The organism is Saccharothrix variisporea, from assembly GCF_003634995.1.
Taxonomy (GTDB): Bacteria; Actinomycetota; Actinomycetes; order Mycobacteriales; family Pseudonocardiaceae; genus Actinosynnema; species Actinosynnema variisporeum.
The window spans coordinates 4141249-4157420 of record NZ_RBXR01000001.1 but is presented as its reverse complement, the minus strand read 5'-3'; the positions used below and the strand labels follow the sequence as shown (position 1 = coordinate 4157420).

Sequence of the window (16172 nt, the reverse complement as noted above, 5' to 3'; positions counted from 1 at the left end):
CTCCCCCCGCCCCGGCGAACACGGCGAACACGTCCGCCAACACGACGATCGACTTGGTCCACACCCGAACCTACACAGGGCACGCTGAGGAACGACTCACACAAGCGAGCGGCACTCACAGCGGGGGTGCACGGGTGCGATCCGGTGCTCCACGAGCCCGGCGAACGCGTCCACCTCCAGCGTCGCGTCCCACGTGGGCGGGCGGGTGCGCGCGGTCGTCTCGTGGTCCAGCGCGAGCAGCACCTGCGCCACCGCGAGCCCGGCCGTGGCGGTGACGGTGGCCAGGTCGCCGTGCTGGGGCCGGTCGACCAGCTGGGCGGCCAGCACCGGCCAGTCCCGGTCGGCGTCGGTCCGGTGCAGGTCGGCGCACGTCAGGCAACTGCTGCGCCCCGGCACCACGAGCGGCCCGACCACGCCCAGGCCCTCGCGGACCCGGACCGCCAGGTGGGGCGTGCGGTCCAGCACCAGCCCCCGCAGCAGCTCGGGGCGGGGGACCAGGGCGTCGGCGAGCACCACCAGATCGGGTGTCTTCGTGCGCGGACCCGTGCGGACCGCGCCGCACGCCCGGTGCAGGACGTCCGCGGCGGCGTCGGAGCGGTACCGGTACACGTCGTCCTCGGTGTACCCGGCTCCGGTGTCCTCCGGACCCACCCGACCCTGCGTGGCGACCCGCACCGAGCCGACCCCGGTGGCGGCGAGCAGACCGGCAACAGCGCTGGTCAGACGGCCGTCGCCGTGGACGACGACGGACTTGGCGGCCCGGTCGGCGGCCAGCGACGGCGCGGGTCGGCCGGTGCGCAGCGCCCACGCGGTGGTCTCGGCGGCCAGCCGGGGGTGCGGCACGGGCACGGTCTCCTCGACCAGCCCGGTCCCGACCAGGGCGTCCACCAGCCGCACCCAGTCCTCGACCTGGTCGGCGGGCAGCTGGTCGCGCAGCTCGGCGGAGGTGTGCCGGCCGGACAGCCCGAGCAGGGCCGTCGTCATCTGGGCCGTCAGGTCCTCGACCAGGACGGCGTGGCGGGCGTCGACGCCCAACTGGACGGCGTCGGCGCGGCGGCGCAGCACGGGCAGGCCCGGCAGGACCCGGGGGCGGTGGGGTGGCGTCACGGCGAGCAGCCTGCCGCGACCCCGTGACCTGCGGCGAATCGGTTGTCCACAGGTCTTCGGGCTGTCCACAACCCCGGTGGCGGGGCCTTGACGGGTGGCCGGGCGCGGCGGCCCGGCCACCGCGCGGTCAGACCTTCGCCTTGCCCAGGATCCGGGTCACCGTGGTCCCGCAGACGGGGCACTTGCCCTTGGCCATCCTGCGGTTGTTGCTCTCGTGCACCTCGCCCGTGAAGTCACGCTTCTCACGGCACTTGACGCAGTAGCCGTTGTAGGTCTCGGCCACGGCTTCCTCCTCGCTTCGTGAGTGCGGAGCGATCTGCGCCACACTCGGGGGCTGCGCAGCACGCTACCTGTGCGGACGCGGTACCGCTGCACGCCGCCTCCCGCGTGTCCAGCCGTCGTTCGGGCGAATCTGTTCGTCCGACCATCCACAGACCGCCGCTTGGCCGCCGCGGATTGTCGGTGTCGGGCCTTACCGTGATGCCCATGCCCGAACCGCAGGTGGAGGTACGGCGCAGCGCTCGGCGCCGTCGGATGGTGAGCGCGTACCGCGAGGGGGACACCGTCGTCGTCCTGCTGCCGGCGCGCATGAGCAAGAGCGAGGAGAAGCACTGGGTGGCGGAGATGCTCAGCCGCCTCCAGCGCAGCGAGACCCGCAGGCGTTCGCCCACGCGCACGTCGGACGCGGCCCTGCTCGCGCGGTGCGAGGAGTTGGCCGACCGGTACCTGGACGGCGTCCAGCCCAGCAGCGTGCGGTGGGTGCCGCCGATGCGCACGCGGTGGGCGTCCTGCACACCCAGCGAGGGCACGATCCGGATCAGCGAGCGGCTGCGGGACGTGCCCGCGTGGGTGCTGGACTACGTCCTGGTGCACGAGCTGGCGCACCTGCGCGTGCCGGGCCACGGGAAGGACTTCTGGGACCTCGTGCACCGCTACCCGAAGGCCGAGCGGGCGGTCGGGTACCTGGAGGGGCTGTCGGCCGCCGCCGGTCTGGGCATCACGGAGGAGGACTAGAACGGGTGACGCCGACTCACCCGGGCGGGTGAGCCGGCGTCAGCGTGGGGTCAGTCCTCGCGCTTGTCCTGGCCGGGCTCGCCGTCCGAGGGCTTGTCGGCGGGCGGCGTGTCGTCGGGGGGAGTGTCCGCCTCGGCCTCGCGAAGGGTGCGCTCCAGCTCCGCGATCGGGTCCTCGAGGGCCTTGCGGGTCTGGCCGAACCGCTCCACGAACTCCATCGGGTCGTCCAGGTCCTCGGCGGTGGGCACCAGGTCGGGGTGCTCCCACACGCTGTCGCGCTGCTCGATCCCCTGCTGGTCGCCCAGCAGCTTCCACAGCGCCGCCGCCGACCGGTGGCGCCGGGGCCGCAGCTCCAGCCCGACCAGCGTGGCGAACGTCTGCTCCGCCGGACCGCCCGAGGCACGCCGCCGCCGCAGCGTCTCGCGCAGCGCCTCCGCGCCGGGCAGCCGCTCGGTGACCGCCTCGGCCACCACGACGTCCACCCAGCCCTCGACCAGGGCCAGCAGCGTCTCCAGGCGGGTCAGCGCGGCCTTCTGCTCGGGCGTGGTCTGCGGCTCGAGCATGCCGGACTTCATGGCCTCCTCGATCGAGGCCGGGTTCGCCGGGTCCACCTGGCCCGCGAGCTGCTCCAGCGCCGAGGTGTCGACCGTGATGCCCCGCGCGAACTCCTCCACCGTGTCCAGCAGCCGCTGCCGCAGCCACGGCACGTGGCTGAACAGCCGCTGGTGCGCGGCCTCGCGTGCGGCGAGGAACACCAGCACTTCACTGGCCGGCCGCTCCAGGCCCTCGGTGAACTTCTCGATGTTGGCGGGCAGCAGCGCCGCCGTCCCCTCTGGACCCAGCGGCAGGCCCACCTCGGTGGAGGTCAGCACCTCCGACCCGAGCTGCGCCAGCGCGCCGCCCAGCTGCGACCCGAACGCCATGCCGCCCATCTGCCCGAGCATCGACAGCAGCGGACCGGCCGCCTCCTTGGCCTCCGCGGGCATCGCGTCCACCCACGCGCCGGACATCCGCCGCGCCACCGGGTCGCACAGCCGCTGCCACGTCGGCAGGGTGCGCTCCACCCAGTCGCGGGCGGTCCAGCCCTCGGCCTTGGTGGTGCCCGCGGGCAGCGCCGTGACCGGGTCGAGCCACATCTCCGCCAGGTGCACGGCGTCGGCCACCGCGCTGTTCTGGTCCGGGGCGAAGCCCATCCCGCCCTTGCCCGCCAGCTGCTGCAGGGCGATCTGCTTCGCGAGGTCGTAGTTGACCGGACCGGACGACGTGCCCGCGCCGCTGAACATCGCGCCGAGCTGGCTCAGCATCGCGCCCAGCTGCGAGAAGTCGAACGGGTTGCCGCCCGGCTCCTCGGGCCTCCGGTCGCGGTCGTCGGGGTCCTGCGGGCTGAACCCGAAGGGCACGTCACTCATGCCACCACGGTACGCGGGACGCCCGTGCCGCGTAGGACAGGTTCGCCCACGGCGTGAGGGGGGTGGCCGTACCCTGTCGGGCGTGACCGAAGGCACCGACACCGTCGTGGACCAGCCGACCCCGCCGCCCGCTCCGCCCCGGCGCGGGTTGACCCGGCGGACGTGGACCCTGGTGATCAGCCTGGCGGTGGTGCTGGGCCTCGGCCTGCTCGGCGGGTTCGCGCGGGTGCCGTACGTGGCGCTCGGACCGGGCCCGACCTACGACACGCTCAGCCAGGTCAACGGCGCCGACGTGGTGCACATCGACCGGCAGCAGACGTTCCCGACCGGCGGCACGCTGACCATGACCACCGTGTCGCTCACCGACGACGTGTCCCTGTTCGGCGCGCTGGGGTTGTGGGTCAGCGGCCGGTACGCGCTCGCGCCGCGCGAGGAGTTCTTCCGGCCCGGAGAGAGCGAGCAGGAGGTCCGCGACCAGAACGTGAAGGCGTTCCAGGACTCGCAGACCAGCGCCGAGGTCGCCGCGCTGCGCTACCTGCAGTACCCGATGAAGGTCGTCGCCGCCGAGGTCACCAAGGGCAGCGCCGCCGACAACGTGATCCAGCCCAACGACCGCCTGCTCGCGGTCAACGGCAAGGAGGTCACGCAGTACGAGGACGTGCGGACGGCGCTGGAGGGCACCAAGCCCGGCGACCAGGTGGACATCACCTTCCAGCGCGAGTCCGCCCGCCAGACCGCGCGCGTGACCCTGGGCAAGCAGGACGACCGGCAGAACGGGTTCCTCGGCGTGCTCCCGGTGGACCGCGCGGACGTCGACTTCGACATCAAGATCAGCCTGTCCGACGTGGGCGGGCCGTCGGCGGGGCTGCTGTTCGCGCTGTCGATCGTCGACAAGCTGACGCCGGGCGAGCTCAACGGCGGCAAGTCCGTCGCGGGCACCGGCGAGATCGACGACCGGGGCAACGTCGGGCGCATCGGCGGCATCAACTTCAAGATGGTCGCCGCGTACGAGGCGGGCGCGCGGACGTTCCTCGTGCCGGCCGGCAACTGCGACGAGGCCAAGCAGCACGCGCCCGAGGGCATGCAGCTGGTGAAGGTGGAGAAGCTGGCCGACGCCGTGTCCTCGCTGGAGGCGATCAACGCCGGCCGCGGCTTCCCGACCTGCTGACCCGCTAGGGCTTCAGCGTCGCCAGCAGGGCGTCCGTCAGGTTGGGCGCCAGCTCCGGGTGCTCGACGAGCTCTTCGGGGACCTCCGTGTTGCCGCGCAGCCGGAGCACGCACGCCGCCGAACCGTCCCGCAGGACGGCCGCCACCAGGCGAGCCTCGCGGCGCTGCGGGTGTTCGGCCGCGAACTGGCGCGCGGCCTCGTCGTCCAGCTCGCCCTCGGCCAGTTGCGACTCGGCGTCGGGCGGCAGGACGACGATCTCCTGCGCCAGCGCGCAGCCGTGGACCGCGTCCGGCCAGGCGATGCCCGCCAGCGCCTGGTCCAGCTGGTCGGAGGGCAGCGCGTCCTGCGCGATGGGCGTCAGCGGCGAGGTCGCCGGGTCGAGCTGGCCCGCCAGCTCCGGTTGCTGCGCGAGCAGGTCGGCCGTCGGGACCAGCGCGAACAGCTGCGGCGGCTGGTTCCACCCGGCGGAGGACACGAACTGTTCGACCTCTCGGGCCACGGCGGGCAGCGCGACGGTCGGCTTGTCACTGGCTGGCACGCCGCCATGGTCCCATCCGTCGAATCGGTCGACCGAACGGGGAACCCTCGGCGGCCTCCGTACAGTTGGACAGAACGTACGAAAGCCATTACCGCGATCCAGGAGCGTGCCCAGTGGCCACTCGGCCCCCGGTCGGACTGCCCAGGCTGTCCCGTCGAAGCCGGATTCTGCTCATCGTCGGTGCGGTGGTCCTGGTCGGTCTGATCACCGGCTCCAGGTTGCTCGGCACCTACGTCAACTGGCTGTGGTTCGGCGAGGTCGGCTTCCGCAGCGTCTACGGAACCGTGCTGGCGACCCGCTTCGGGTTGTTCTTCGCGGTCGGCGCGCTGGTCGGCGGTCTCGTCGCGCTCAACCTGATCATCGCCTACCGGACCCGACCGGTGTTCGTGCCGGTGTCCGGGCCCGACGACCCGGTGGCCCGCTACCGCGCGGTGGTCACCCGGCGGATGCGGCTGTTCGGCATCGGGCTGCCGCTGCTGGTCGGCCTGATCGCGGGCACCTCGGCGCAGGGCGACTGGCAGCACTTCCAGCTGTTCCTCAACTCGGTGCCCTTCGGCGTGGAGGACGCCGAGTTCAAGCACGACATCAGCTTCTACGCCTTCGAGCTGCCCTTCTACTCGTGGCTGCTGTCGTGGCTGTTCATCGCGACGGCGATCTCGTTCGTGGGCGCGGTCGTGGCGCACTACCTGTTCGGCGGCATCCGGCTCGCGGGTCGCGGCGGGCAGCTCTCCGGGCCGGCGCGCACCCACCTGTCCATCGTGGCCGGCGTGTTCGTGCTGCTCAAGGCGGTGGCGTACTTCTTCGACCGGTACCAACTGCTGTTCAGCGACCGCAACGACAAGTTCATCGGCGCCACCTACACCGACCTCAACGCGGTGCTGCCGGCCAAGCTGATCCTGCTGTGCATCGCCGTGTTCTGCGCGGCGATGTTCTTCGTCGGCGCGGTGCTGCGCAACCTCCAGCTCCCGGCGATCGCCACCGTCCTGCTGGTGCTGTCGAGCATCCTGGTCGGCGCGGCGTGGCCCGCGGTGCTGGAGCAGTTCTCGGTGCGGCCCAACGCCATCGAGAAGGAAGCCGAGTCGATCAGCCGCAACATCGCGGCGACCAAGGACGCGTTCGGGCTCACCGACGACAAGGTGGAGACCAAGCCGTACGAGGGCAAGCAGAACGTCTCGCTGGAGGAGCTGAAGAGCGACCAGGCGACGCTGGGCAACATCCGCCTGCTCGACCCGGCCGTGATCTCCAAGACCTTCACGCAGTTCCAGCAGCTGCGGCCGTTCTACGCGTTCCCGGAGAAGCTGGACGTCGACCGGTACAAAGTGGACAACCAGCTCCAGGACTACATCGTCGCCGTGCGCGAGCTGCAGACCTCCGGCATCCCCGAGGGCCAGCGCGACTGGATCAACCAGCACCTGATCTACACCCACGGCAACGGCATGGTGTTCGCCGAGGCCAGCAAGATCAACTCGCCGGCGGACCAGGGCGGCAACGGCGGCTACCCGGTGTTCGACGTCGCCGAGGTGGACCCGGACGGCAAGGTCAAGCCGGGCCCGTTCGGCGTCCAGCAGCCGCGCACCTACTTCGGCGAGCTGGGCAACCGGACCGACTACGCCATCGTCGGCGGACGCGGTGAGGGCTCGCCCGGCGAGTACGACACCGACCGCGCCCAGTACACCTACGACGGCAAGGGCGGCGTCCGCATCGGCGGCATCTTCAACAAGCTCGTCTTCGCCGCCGCCTACGGCGAGCGCAACATCCTGTTCAACTCGGCCATCGGCGAGGACTCGCGGATCATCTTCAACCGCCACCCGCGCGACCGCGTGGAGGCCGTGGCGCCGTGGCTGACCGTGGACGCCGACCCGTACCCGGCGGTCGTGGACGGCAAGATCACCTGGATCGTCGACGGCTACACCACGCTGGAGAACTACCCGTACGCGCGCCGCACCTCGCTGGCCGCGGCCACCAACGACTCGCTGCCCGGCAGCATCCAGCAGCCGAACAAGCAGGTCAGCTACATCCGCAACTCGGTCAAGGCCACCGTGGACGCCTACGACGGCACGGTGACCCTGTACGCGATGGACGAGAAGGACCCGGTCCTCAAGGCGTGGATGGGCGTGTTCCCGGGCACGGTGAAGGCGGGCAGCGAGATGTCGCAGTCGCTGCGCGAGCACCTGCGCTACCCCGAGGACCTGTTCAAGGTGCAGCGCGACACGCTGGCCCGCTACCACGTCGAGGGGCCGCGCGACTTCTACTCCGGCGTCTCGTTCTGGGGCGTGCCGTCCGACCCGACCGTGGACAACGCGACGACGGTCGAGCAGCAGCAGCAGGGCAGCCAGCAGCAGCGCGACCAGCAGCCGCCGTTCTACGTGCTGGCGGGCGACCCGACCGGCGACGCGAACAAGGTGAGCTTCCAGCTGACCAGCGCGCTGGTGCGGCAGAACCGCGAGTTCGCGGCCTCGTACGTCAGCGTCCGGTCCGATCCGGACAACTACGGGAAGATCAGCGTCCTCACGCTGAACAACGAGGCCAAGGGTCCCCAGCAGATCCAGACCCAGTTCCTCACCTCGGGTGAGGTCTCCGGTGAGCTGAACCTGCTGGCCCAGCGCCAGACGAAGGTCGTCTACGGCAACCTGCTGACGCTGCCGGTGGGCGGCGGCCTGCTCTACGTGGAGCCCATCTACATCGAGCGGGCCGGCCAGAACACGCAGTTCCCGCAGCTGTTCAAGGTCCTGGTCAGCTTCGGCGACAAGGTCGGCTACGCCAGCACGCTCAAGGAGGCGCTGGAGAAGGTCCTCACGGGCGCGTCGGCGCAGCTGCCCGACCAGCCGGGCACGACCCCGCCGAGCACGACGCCGTCGTCGCCGAGCACCACGACGACGCCGCCGCAGAACGGCAACGGGCAGAGCAGCGAGCTCCAGCAGGCGGTGCGCGACATCCAGAGCGCCCTGGCGGCCATCAAGTCCGCGCAGAGCAGCGGTGACTTCGCCGCCCTGGGCAACGCGTACAAGGCGCTGGACGACGCGACCAAGCGGTTCGAGGCGGCCAGCGCCAACCAGCCGCCGCCGTCCTCGGTGCAGCAGACCTCGCCGACGCCCACGGGCTGAGCACGGGTGCGATCGGGTGGCCTGGAACACGTTCCGGCCACCCGATTTGCATCCCCGGTAAACCGCGCGTAGAGTTCGTATTACCGACGCGGGGTGGAGCAGCTCGGTAGCTCGCTGGGCTCATAACCCAGAGGTCGCAGGTTCAAATCCTGTCCCCGCTACCAAGGCGAAATCCTCTCCCCGGCCGCAATGCCGGGGAGAGGGTCTTGTGCCTGGTCGTGGCCCTTGTGGTCGCGAGGGTGCACCCCGGTGAAATTGCGTTTCGCGGGTGGTGTAGAGTTGGTTGCAGCGGCGCGGGGTGGAGCAGCTCGGTAGCTCGCTGGGCTCATAACCCAGAGGTCGCAGGTTCAAATCCTGTCCCCGCTACTAAAACGAAGGCCCCTTCTCCGCAGAATCCGGAGGAGGGGCCTTTCGCTCGTACCGATCAGGTCATGTTCTCCGCCCAGTACTGCGCGCAGACCAGCGAGCACACGCGGCCCTCGCCGCTGACCGTCCGGTGCCGCCGGATCTGCTTGCCGCAGACCATGCACTCGTCCTTGCCCGCCTGTTCCGGGATCGACCCGCTGGCCCACGCGCGGGCGCTCTTGACGACCTTCGCTTCCATCCACTTGATGCCCACCGGTACCTCCCAGGACGATGCCTACGTGGAGTGATGATCCCAGCACTGGACGTATCCGCCAGGCCAGGAAGCCGACATCACCGGGTTGTGCTAAGCCAGGGGCCGCGAACCAAGACCAACAAAGCGGCCAGTCACGTTTAGGTTGCCGTTCGGGTGAACGCAAAAGTGCGGTTTCCCTTGTCCCGCAACCACTTTCCACCCCGCCTGGACACGGGCGGTCAAGCGGCCGAAAGCGTGGCACTTGATCAGCGCCCCGTCACGCACCGGAGCTTCTCGTTGCTCCGCATGGCCCAACACCACTAGCCCGTGATCAGCCACTGTGGACAGAACGGCTGACCATTGTGGACAGCCGCACTCGAAAGTGGCACCGTTGAGGATGTGTCGGACCTGAACGCGACTGCCGCCGCCCTGCTCGGGCTGCTGCACGACGGACCCAAGACCGGTGGCCAGCTCGTGGCTGAGGCCGGAGAGCGCTTCGGCGCGTTCTTCAGCGTCACCCGGAGCCAGGTCTACCGCGAGCTGCCCGCACTTGCCGACGCCGGTCTGCTGCGCCTCGGCAAGCAGGGCCCGCGCTCCAGTCAGCAGTACGTGCTGACCGCAGCGGGCAAGAAGGCCTTCAAGAACTGGCTGCTGTCCGAGCCCGGCCCGGACCACCTGCGCAGCCCGCTCATCCTGCGGCTGGTGCACGCCGGCTCGCTGACCGCCAAGCAGCGCCAGGCGCTGGTGGACGCGGCCCGCGCGAGCTACGGCGCCTCCCAGGAGGCCGCCCGGACGGCGGTCAAGACGGCCGAGGACGCCTACGCCAAGGCGGTGGCCGAGTTCGGCCTGGCCCACGCCAAGGCCGTGCTCAAGCTGCTCGACGCCATCCCGACCGGCTGAACCCCGGGTGCGCGCACGCCGACCGGTCGCACTCCGCGACCGGTCCTGGCGTAATCTTCTGCCGTGAACCCGGACGTCGAAGCAGACATCAAGGACCTCTCCGCCACGCTCGCGAGCATCGAGGCGGTGATGGACCTCGATTCGCTGCGCGCCCAGGTCGCGGAGCTGGAGGAGCAGGCGGCCCGCCCCGACCTGTGGGACGACCAGGAGAAGGCGCAGCGCGTCACCAGCCAGCTCTCCCACAAGCAGGGTGAGCTGCGCCGCGTCACCGGCCTGCGCGACCGCCTCGACGACCTCGGCGTGCTCTACGAACTCGCCGAGGACGAGGGCGACGCGGGCAGCCTCGCCGAGGCCGACACCGAGCGCGCCAAGCTGCGCGAGGAGATCTCCTCGCTGGAGGTCCGCACGCTGCTGTCCGGCGAGTACGACGAGCGCAACGCCCTGGTCACCATCCGTGCCGAAGCGGGCGGCGTGGACGCGGCCGACTTCGCCGAGATGCTCCTGCGCATGTACTCGCGGTGGGCGGAGCGCCACGGCTACGCCGTCGACGTGTTCGACACCTCCTACGCCGAAGAAGCCGGCATCAAGTCCGCGACCTTCCGCGTGACCGCCCCCTACGCCTACGGCACGCTCAGCGTCGAGCAGGGCACGCACCGACTCGTGCGCATCTCGCCGTTCGACAACCAGGGCCGCCGGCAGACGTCGTTCGCGGGCGTCGAGGTGGTGCCCGTGGTCGAGCAGTCCGACCACGTCGACATCGACGAGAAGGACCTGCGCGTCGACGTCTACCGCTCGTCCGGCCCCGGCGGCCAGGGCGTGAACACGACCGACTCGGCCGTGCGCATCACGCACCTCCCGACCGGCATCGTCGTGTCCTGCCAGAACGAGCGCAGCCAGCTGCAGAACAAGGCCACCGCCATGGCGGTCCTCCAGGCCAAGCTGCTGGAGCGGCAGCGGCAGGAGGAGCAGGCCAAGATGGACGCCCTCAAGGACACCGGGTCCAGCTGGGGCAACCAGATGCGCTCCTACGTGCTGCACCCGTACCAGATGGTCAAGGACCTGCGCACCGAGCACGAGGTGGGCAACCCGTCGGCCGTGCTCGACGGCGAGATCGACGACTTCCTGGAGGCCGGCATCCGCTGGCGCAAGCAGCAGCAGACCGCCTGAGCCGCGGTCGCGCACCGTCATCGGCCGATCGCGCGCCGAAGCCGAAAAGGGGCTTCGGCGCGCGGTCGTCGCGACGGATTTGACCCGTTCGTGATCTGTTCGTGATCGTTCAAGACCTCCGCCCCGCCGCACTAAGGCGGGCGAGACGGAGGCTTTACCCAGGCCACGGGTAGACTCCCCCGTCGTGATTCGCCTCGAACACGTGTCCAAGGTCTACAAGACCTCCACGCGCCCCGCGCTCGACAACGTCTCCGTCGAGGTCGACAAGGGTGAGTTCGTGTTCCTGATCGGGCCTTCGGGGTCCGGCAAATCCACGTTCCTGCGCCTCTTGCTGCGCGAGGAGGTGCCCAGCAAGGGCCGCGTGTACGTGTCGAACTTCGACGTGGCCAAGATGTCCCGGCGCAGGGTCCCCCGCCTGCGCCAGTCCATCGGCTGCGTGTTCCAGGACTTCCGGCTGCTGACCAACAAGACCGTGGCGGAGAACGTCGCGTTCGCGCTGGAGGTCATCGGCAAGCCGCGCAACACCATCGTCAAGGTGGTGCCCGAGGTGCTCCAACTGGTCGGCCTGGACGGCAAGGCCGACCGCATGCCGCACGAGCTGTCCGGCGGTGAGCAGCAGCGGGTCGCGATCGCGCGCGCGTTCGTGAACCGGCCGCTGGTGCTGCTGGCCGACGAGCCGACCGGAAACCTGGACCCGGACACGAGCCAGGACATCATGCTGCTGCTGGAGCGGATCAACCGCACCGGCACGACGGTGCTGATGGCCACCCACGACCACTCCATCGTCGACTCCATGCGCCGCCGCGTGGTCGAGCTGGACCACGGCCGCATCATCCGCGACGACGCGCGGGGTGTTTACGGCGTGGGCCGCTAGCCCCCTACCCCGACCACGAGGATCGAAACCCCCCGATGCGTACCAGCTTCGTCTTCAGCGAGGTCGTCACCGGTCTGCGCCGGAACGTCACGATGACCATCGCGATGATCCTGACGACCGCGATCTCGCTCTTCCTGCTCGGTGTCGGCCTGCTCATCGTCCGCATGGTCGACAAGGTGCAGGACAACTACCAGAGCAAGCTCGAGGTGTCGGTCCTGCTCACCAACGACGTCAGCGCGAACGACAAGGACTGCGCGCAGCAGCCGTGCGCCGGCCTGCGCAGCGCTCTGGAGACCACGTCCGGGGTGGAGACGGTGGTCTACGAGAACCGCGAGAAGGGCTACGAGCGGTTCAAGCAGATCTTCGAGGCGCAGCCGGAGCTGGTGAAGCTGGCCCGGCCCGAGGCGATCCCGGCCACGTTCCGGGTCAAGCTGGAGGACCCCGAGCGCGCGGACGTCATCGTGCAGGCGTTCAGCGGCAAGGCGGGCGTGAAGGCCGTCAACGACCAGGGCGAGTTCCTGGGCCGGCTGATCGACCTGTTCAACGGCCTGCGCAACGGCGTGCTCGGTTTCGCCCTCATCCAGGCGCTGGCCGCGCTCCTGCTGATCTCCAACACCATCCAGGTGTCGGCGTTCACCAGACGCACCGAGGTCGGCATCATGCGCCTGGTCGGCGCCACCCGGTGGTACACGCAGCTGCCGTTCCTCATCGAGGCGGTCGTGGCGGGCATCATCGGCGCGGTGGTCGGCCTGGGCTTCCTGGCGGCGGGCGCGATCGGCGTGACGAAGATGTCCGGCGACCTGTTCTCGTCCCAGATCCTGCCGCCGATGGGCCTGCTGGACGTGGTGATCGTGTCACCCATCCTGCTGGGCGTCGCGGTGCTCATCTCGGCGCTGACCGGGTACGTCACCCTGCGGTTGTACGTGCGCATTTAATGCCTGGCGTGGTCACGTAAGGTTTCGGCATGGTCAAGGAACGCGGTCAGAAGGTGATCGCGTCGAACCGCAAGGCTCGGCACGACTACACCATCCTCGACACCTACGAAGCGGGTGTCGTGCTCGTCGGCACCGAGGTGAAGAGCCTGCGCATGGGCCGGGCGTCCCTTGTGGACGCCTTCGCCCAGGTCGACGACGGTGAGATCTGGCTGCACGCGCTGCACATCCCGGAGTACGTGGCCGGGACCTGGACCAACCACGAGGTCCGCCGCAAGCGCAAGCTCCTGCTGCACCGCAAGGAGATCGAGCGGCTGATCGGCAAGACCAAGGAGAGCGGCCTGTCGCTCATCCCGCTCCAGATGTACTTCAAGGACGGGTACGTCAAGGTCGAGCTGGCGCTCGCGCGCGGCAAGAAGGCCTACGACAAGCGGCAGGACCTGGCCAAGCGGGACGCGCAGCGCGAGATCCAGAAGGCGCACGGGCGTGCCCTGAAGGGTCGCTATTGAACCTCGTCGACATGCACGTGCACTTCATGCCGGAGCGCGTGCTCGACAAGGTGTGGGCGTACTTCGACGCGGCCTCGGAGCACTACGGCGTGTCGTGGCCCATCCACTACCGGCTGCCGGAGGCGGAGCGGCTGGCCGCGCTGCGGTCGTTCGGCGTGGTCGGGTTCGCTCCGCTGGTGTACGCGCACAAGCCGGGCATGGCGGAGTGGCTGACGGAGTGGGCGCTGGATTTCGGGTCGTCTGTCGGTGGTGCGGTCCCGACCGGCACGTTCTTCCCCGAGCCCGGGGCCGCGGGGTACGTCTCGCGGGCCTTGGCCCGGGGTGCGCGGTGCTTCAAGGCCCACGTGCAGGTCGGCTCCTACGACCCGCGTGACCCCCTGCTGGACGACGTGTGGGGCCTGCTGGCGGAGGCCGGGGTGCCGGTGGTCGTGCACTGCGGGCACGGGCCGATCCCCGGCTCGCACACCGGGTTGGACGTGTTCGAAGAGGTCCTGAAGCGACACCCGGCGCTGGTGGCGGTGTTGGCGCACGCCGGGATGCCGGAGTACTCGAGCGCGTTGGACCTGGTGTCCCGGTACGACCGCGTGCACCTGGACACCACGATGGTGGGCGTGCCGTTCACCGAGGCGCGGGCGGCGTTGCCGCGGGACTGGGCGGCGCGGCTGGTGGACGTGTCCGACCGGGTCGTGCTCGGGTCGGACTTCCCGAACATCCCCTACGAGTACGGGGTGCAGCTCGCGGCGATCGAGTCGTGGGCGGCGGCGGACGACCGGCTCGGCGAGGGTTTCCTGCGGGCCGTGCTGCACGACAACCCGGCCCGGCTGCTCCGGCTCTAGCCGGTGATGTCGAGGTAGGCCAGGACCGCTCGGACGCGCCGGTGCTCGGAGGTGCTGGGTTCCAGGCCGAGCTTGGCGAAGATGTTGCCGACGTGCTTCTCCACCGCGCCGTCCGAGACGACCAGGGACTTGGCGATCGCGGTGTTGGACAGGCCCTGCGCCATCAGGCCCAGGACTTCGCGTTCGCGCTGGGTCAGGGAGTCCACCGGCTTGCGACGGCTGCGGACCATGAGCTGCGTGATGACCTCGTGGTCGATGCTGGTGCCGCCCTCGGCGACCCGGCGCACCGCCGCCACGAACTCCGAGACGTCGGACACCCGCTCCTTGAGCAGGTACCCGACGCCGCTCGCGCCGCCGGCCAGCAGTTCGACCGCGTAGCGCTCCTCCACGTACTGCGACAGCACGAGCACCGGCAGGTTCGGCACCCGCTTGCGGGCCTCGATCGCGGCCCGCAACCCCTCGTCGGTGAACGTCGGCGGCATGCGCACGTCGACCAGCGCCAGGTCCGGCTTGTGCTCCTCGATCGCGGCGAGCAGGGCCTCGCCGTCCTCGACGGCCGCCACGGTCTCGATGCCCTCGTCCGCCAGCAGGCGCTCCACGCCCGACCTGAGCAGCACCGAGTCCTCGGCGATCACCACGCGCACGGCAGCTCCGTCCGTATCACGGTCGGCCCCCCGGCGGGGCTGACCACCACGACCACGCCGTCAATGGTCGCAGCCCGGTCCGCCAGGCCCGCGAGGCCTCCGCCCGGGCGCACCTCCGCGCCGCCGTGGCCGTTGTCGGTGATCTCCACGACCACGGAGTTCTCGGTGCGGGTGACGCGGACCGCCGCCTGCGTCGCGCCGGAGTGCTTGGCGATGTTGGTCAGGGCCTCGGCGACGGTGAAGTAGGCCGTGCTCTCCACCGCTGTCGGCGGGCGCGGGTCGACGTCCACCGACACCTCGACCGGGATCGGGCACTTCGCCGCCAGCGACGACAGGGCGGCGTCCAGGCCGCGGTCGCCCAGCACCGACGGGTAGATGCCGCGGGCCAGGTCGCGCAGCTCGGAGATGGCGAGCTTGGCGTCGGCGTGCGCCTCGGCGATCAGCTCGGCCGCCGCCTGCGGGTCGGTCTCCATCTTGTTGCGCGCCCGGCCCAGCCCCATCGCCACCGCGACCAGCCGCTGCTGGGCACCGTCGTGCAGGTCCCGCTCGATGCGCCGCCGCTCGGCCTCGGCCGCCTCGACGCCCCGGGCGCGGCTGGCCGACAGGTGGTCCGCCTTGGCCTCCAGCAGCGCCGTGCGGGACGGCCCGAGCAGGCCTTGCGCGAGTGCCGCGTGCGCCCGGCCCAGGCCCTTGACCAGCGGCATCACGATGATCCCGAGCACGATGCCCAACGTGGTCACCACGAGGCTCTCCGGGAGGGAGTCGAGCAGCCACACCGAGTTGCCCAGCGTGATCTCGAAGGTCGCGGGCAGGTAGTTGTAGTAGACCGGGAAGAACACCATGCCCAGCACCGCCGGCCACAGGGCCACGACCAGGGCGAACTCCGTCACCCCGAGCGGCAGCATGATCAGCCAGTAGGCGAAGTCGCGCCACGTGGCCGGGTCGGTCATCAACGCCTTGGCCCGCTGGTAGGCGCTGCCGGCGGGCAGCGGCCGGTAGGGCTGCGGGATGTCGACCCCCAGCACGACCCGCAACCAGGCCCGCTCGGCGGTCGCGGCGGCACGCGCCAGCACGAGGGTCAGCACCAGCAGCGGGAACCCGACCCAGATCACCAGCGTGCCGACGCTCACCGCGAACAGCGGCACCAGCAGGCAGAACCAGAACAGCCCGGTGACGAGGTTGAGCAGGAAGTACCCGCTGGTCCGTGCGATGTCGGGGTTGGCCCGCTCCGTCATTGTGTCCCCACCTTCACGCCTGATGTTCGCCCGACCAGCATCGCCCGCGCGTGTGGCCCGCGACCATCAGGTCGGCCGGCGTTCGGGAGGTGGGGACAGCCCTACCAGGGTATTGGAATGAACCTGTCGGTCGCGGG

16 protein-coding genes and 2 tRNA genes are annotated in these 16172 nt (G+C 70.5%); 11 read left to right on the top strand and 7 right to left on the bottom strand.

The window, feature by feature from the left end:
* Positions 1–96 precede the first annotated feature (96 nt).
* Both DFJ66_RS18375 and DFJ66_RS42830 read right to left on the bottom strand, forming a co-directional pair.
* The gene (locus tag DFJ66_RS18375) at positions 97–1107 is read right to left on the bottom strand and encodes a TOMM precursor leader peptide-binding protein (protein ID WP_170199513.1); all 1011 of its coding nucleotides are present in this window, start codon (positions 1105–1107) and stop codon (positions 97–99) included.
* 127 nt (positions 1108–1234) lie between these two features.
* Positions 1235–1390 carry a DUF5679 domain-containing protein gene (locus tag DFJ66_RS42830; protein WP_015098458.1) on the bottom strand — a complete coding sequence of 52 codons (156 nt, stop codon included), beginning with the start codon at positions 1388–1390 and terminating at the stop codon, positions 1235–1237.
* 203 nt (positions 1391–1593) lie between these two features.
* Here DFJ66_RS42830 and DFJ66_RS18370 point away from each other — a divergent pair, with 203 nt between their 5' ends.
* Positions 1594–2121, top strand: a complete 528-nt coding sequence (locus DFJ66_RS18370; protein WP_121222674.1) for a M48 metallopeptidase family protein — start codon at positions 1594–1596, stop codon at positions 2119–2121.
* A 50-nt stretch (positions 2122–2171) separates the two neighbouring features.
* Here the strand turns inward: DFJ66_RS18370 and DFJ66_RS18365 are convergent, their stop codons facing one another.
* Positions 2172–3530: a zinc-dependent metalloprotease gene (locus DFJ66_RS18365; protein ID WP_121222672.1), complete on the bottom strand. Its 1359-nt coding sequence runs from the start codon at positions 3528–3530 to the stop codon at positions 2172–2174.
* Positions 3531–3612: 82 nt separating this feature from the next.
* On the opposite strand from DFJ66_RS18365, the gene DFJ66_RS18360 reads away from it, so the two are divergent.
* Positions 3613–4698: a YlbL family protein gene (locus tag DFJ66_RS18360; RefSeq protein WP_121222670.1), complete on the top strand. Its 1086-nt coding sequence runs from the start codon at positions 3613–3615 to the stop codon at positions 4696–4698.
* A 4-nt stretch (positions 4699–4702) separates the two neighbouring features.
* Here DFJ66_RS18360 and DFJ66_RS18355 read toward each other — a convergent pair whose 3' ends face one another.
* Positions 4703–5236 carry a PPA1309 family protein gene (locus DFJ66_RS18355; protein ID WP_121222668.1) on the bottom strand — a complete coding sequence of 178 codons (534 nt, stop codon included), beginning with the start codon at positions 5234–5236 and terminating at the stop codon, positions 4703–4705.
* Between the two features lie 113 nt (positions 5237–5349).
* On the opposite strand from DFJ66_RS18355, the gene DFJ66_RS18350 reads away from it, so the two are divergent.
* The 3 genes from DFJ66_RS18350 (at position 5350) to DFJ66_RS18340 (ending at position 8706) form a co-directional block, all read left to right on the top strand.
* Positions 5350–8340 (top strand): UPF0182 family protein, encoded by a 2991-nt coding sequence (locus tag DFJ66_RS18350; protein ID WP_121222666.1) that lies wholly within the window; start codon positions 5350–5352, stop codon positions 8338–8340.
* A gap of 87 nt (positions 8341–8427) precedes the next feature.
* Positions 8428–8504 (top strand) — tRNA-Met (locus DFJ66_RS18345).
* Positions 8505–8632: 128 nt separating this feature from the next.
* Positions 8633–8706: transfer RNA gene (locus DFJ66_RS18340), tRNA-Met, on the top strand.
* A gap of 58 nt (positions 8707–8764) precedes the next feature.
* Here DFJ66_RS18340 and DFJ66_RS18335 read toward each other — a convergent pair.
* On the bottom strand, positions 8765–8959 hold the full coding sequence (locus tag DFJ66_RS18335) for a hypothetical protein (protein ID WP_121222664.1): 195 nt from the start codon (positions 8957–8959) through the stop codon (positions 8765–8767).
* Between the two features lie 378 nt (positions 8960–9337).
* Between DFJ66_RS18335 and DFJ66_RS18330 the strand changes: the two genes are divergently transcribed.
* The 6 genes from DFJ66_RS18330 (at position 9338) to DFJ66_RS18305 (ending at position 14156) form a co-directional block, all read left to right on the top strand.
* Complete coding sequence (locus DFJ66_RS18330) at positions 9338–9838, top strand: PadR family transcriptional regulator (protein WP_121222662.1); 501 nt, start codon at positions 9338–9340, stop codon at positions 9836–9838.
* A gap of 63 nt (positions 9839–9901) precedes the next feature.
* Positions 9902–11005: a peptide chain release factor 2 gene (gene prfB / locus DFJ66_RS18325; protein ID WP_121222660.1), complete on the top strand. Its 1104-nt coding sequence runs from the start codon at positions 9902–9904 to the stop codon at positions 11003–11005.
* A gap of 184 nt (positions 11006–11189) precedes the next feature.
* Entirely contained in the window at positions 11190–11879 is a 690-nt protein-coding gene (gene ftsE / locus DFJ66_RS18320; RefSeq protein ID WP_121222658.1) for a cell division ATP-binding protein FtsE, read from the top strand.
* Between the two features lie 35 nt (positions 11880–11914).
* Complete coding sequence (gene ftsX, locus DFJ66_RS18315; protein WP_121222656.1) at positions 11915–12814, top strand: permease-like cell division protein FtsX; 900 nt, start codon at positions 11915–11917, stop codon at positions 12812–12814.
* Between the two features lie 29 nt (positions 12815–12843).
* Positions 12844–13320: an SsrA-binding protein SmpB gene (gene smpB, locus DFJ66_RS18310; protein WP_121222654.1), complete on the top strand. Its 477-nt coding sequence runs from the start codon at positions 12844–12846 to the stop codon at positions 13318–13320.
* On the top strand, positions 13317–14156 hold the full coding sequence (locus DFJ66_RS18305; protein WP_246029808.1) for an amidohydrolase family protein: 840 nt from the start codon (positions 13317–13319) through the stop codon (positions 14154–14156). Before smpB ends, DFJ66_RS18305 begins: the two co-directional genes overlap by 4 nt.
* Here DFJ66_RS18305 and DFJ66_RS18300 read toward each other — a convergent pair.
* The gene (locus tag DFJ66_RS18300) at positions 14153–14800 is read right to left on the bottom strand and encodes a response regulator transcription factor (protein ID WP_170199509.1); all 648 of its coding nucleotides are present in this window, start codon (positions 14798–14800) and stop codon (positions 14153–14155) included. The genes DFJ66_RS18305 and DFJ66_RS18300 overlap by 4 nt on opposite strands.
* A complete protein-coding gene (locus tag DFJ66_RS18295) occupies positions 14788–16035 on the bottom strand; it encodes a sensor histidine kinase (RefSeq protein WP_121222652.1) in 1248 nt (415 codons plus the stop codon). Before DFJ66_RS18295 ends, DFJ66_RS18300 begins: the two co-directional genes overlap by 13 nt.
* Positions 16036–16172 lie beyond the last annotated feature (137 nt).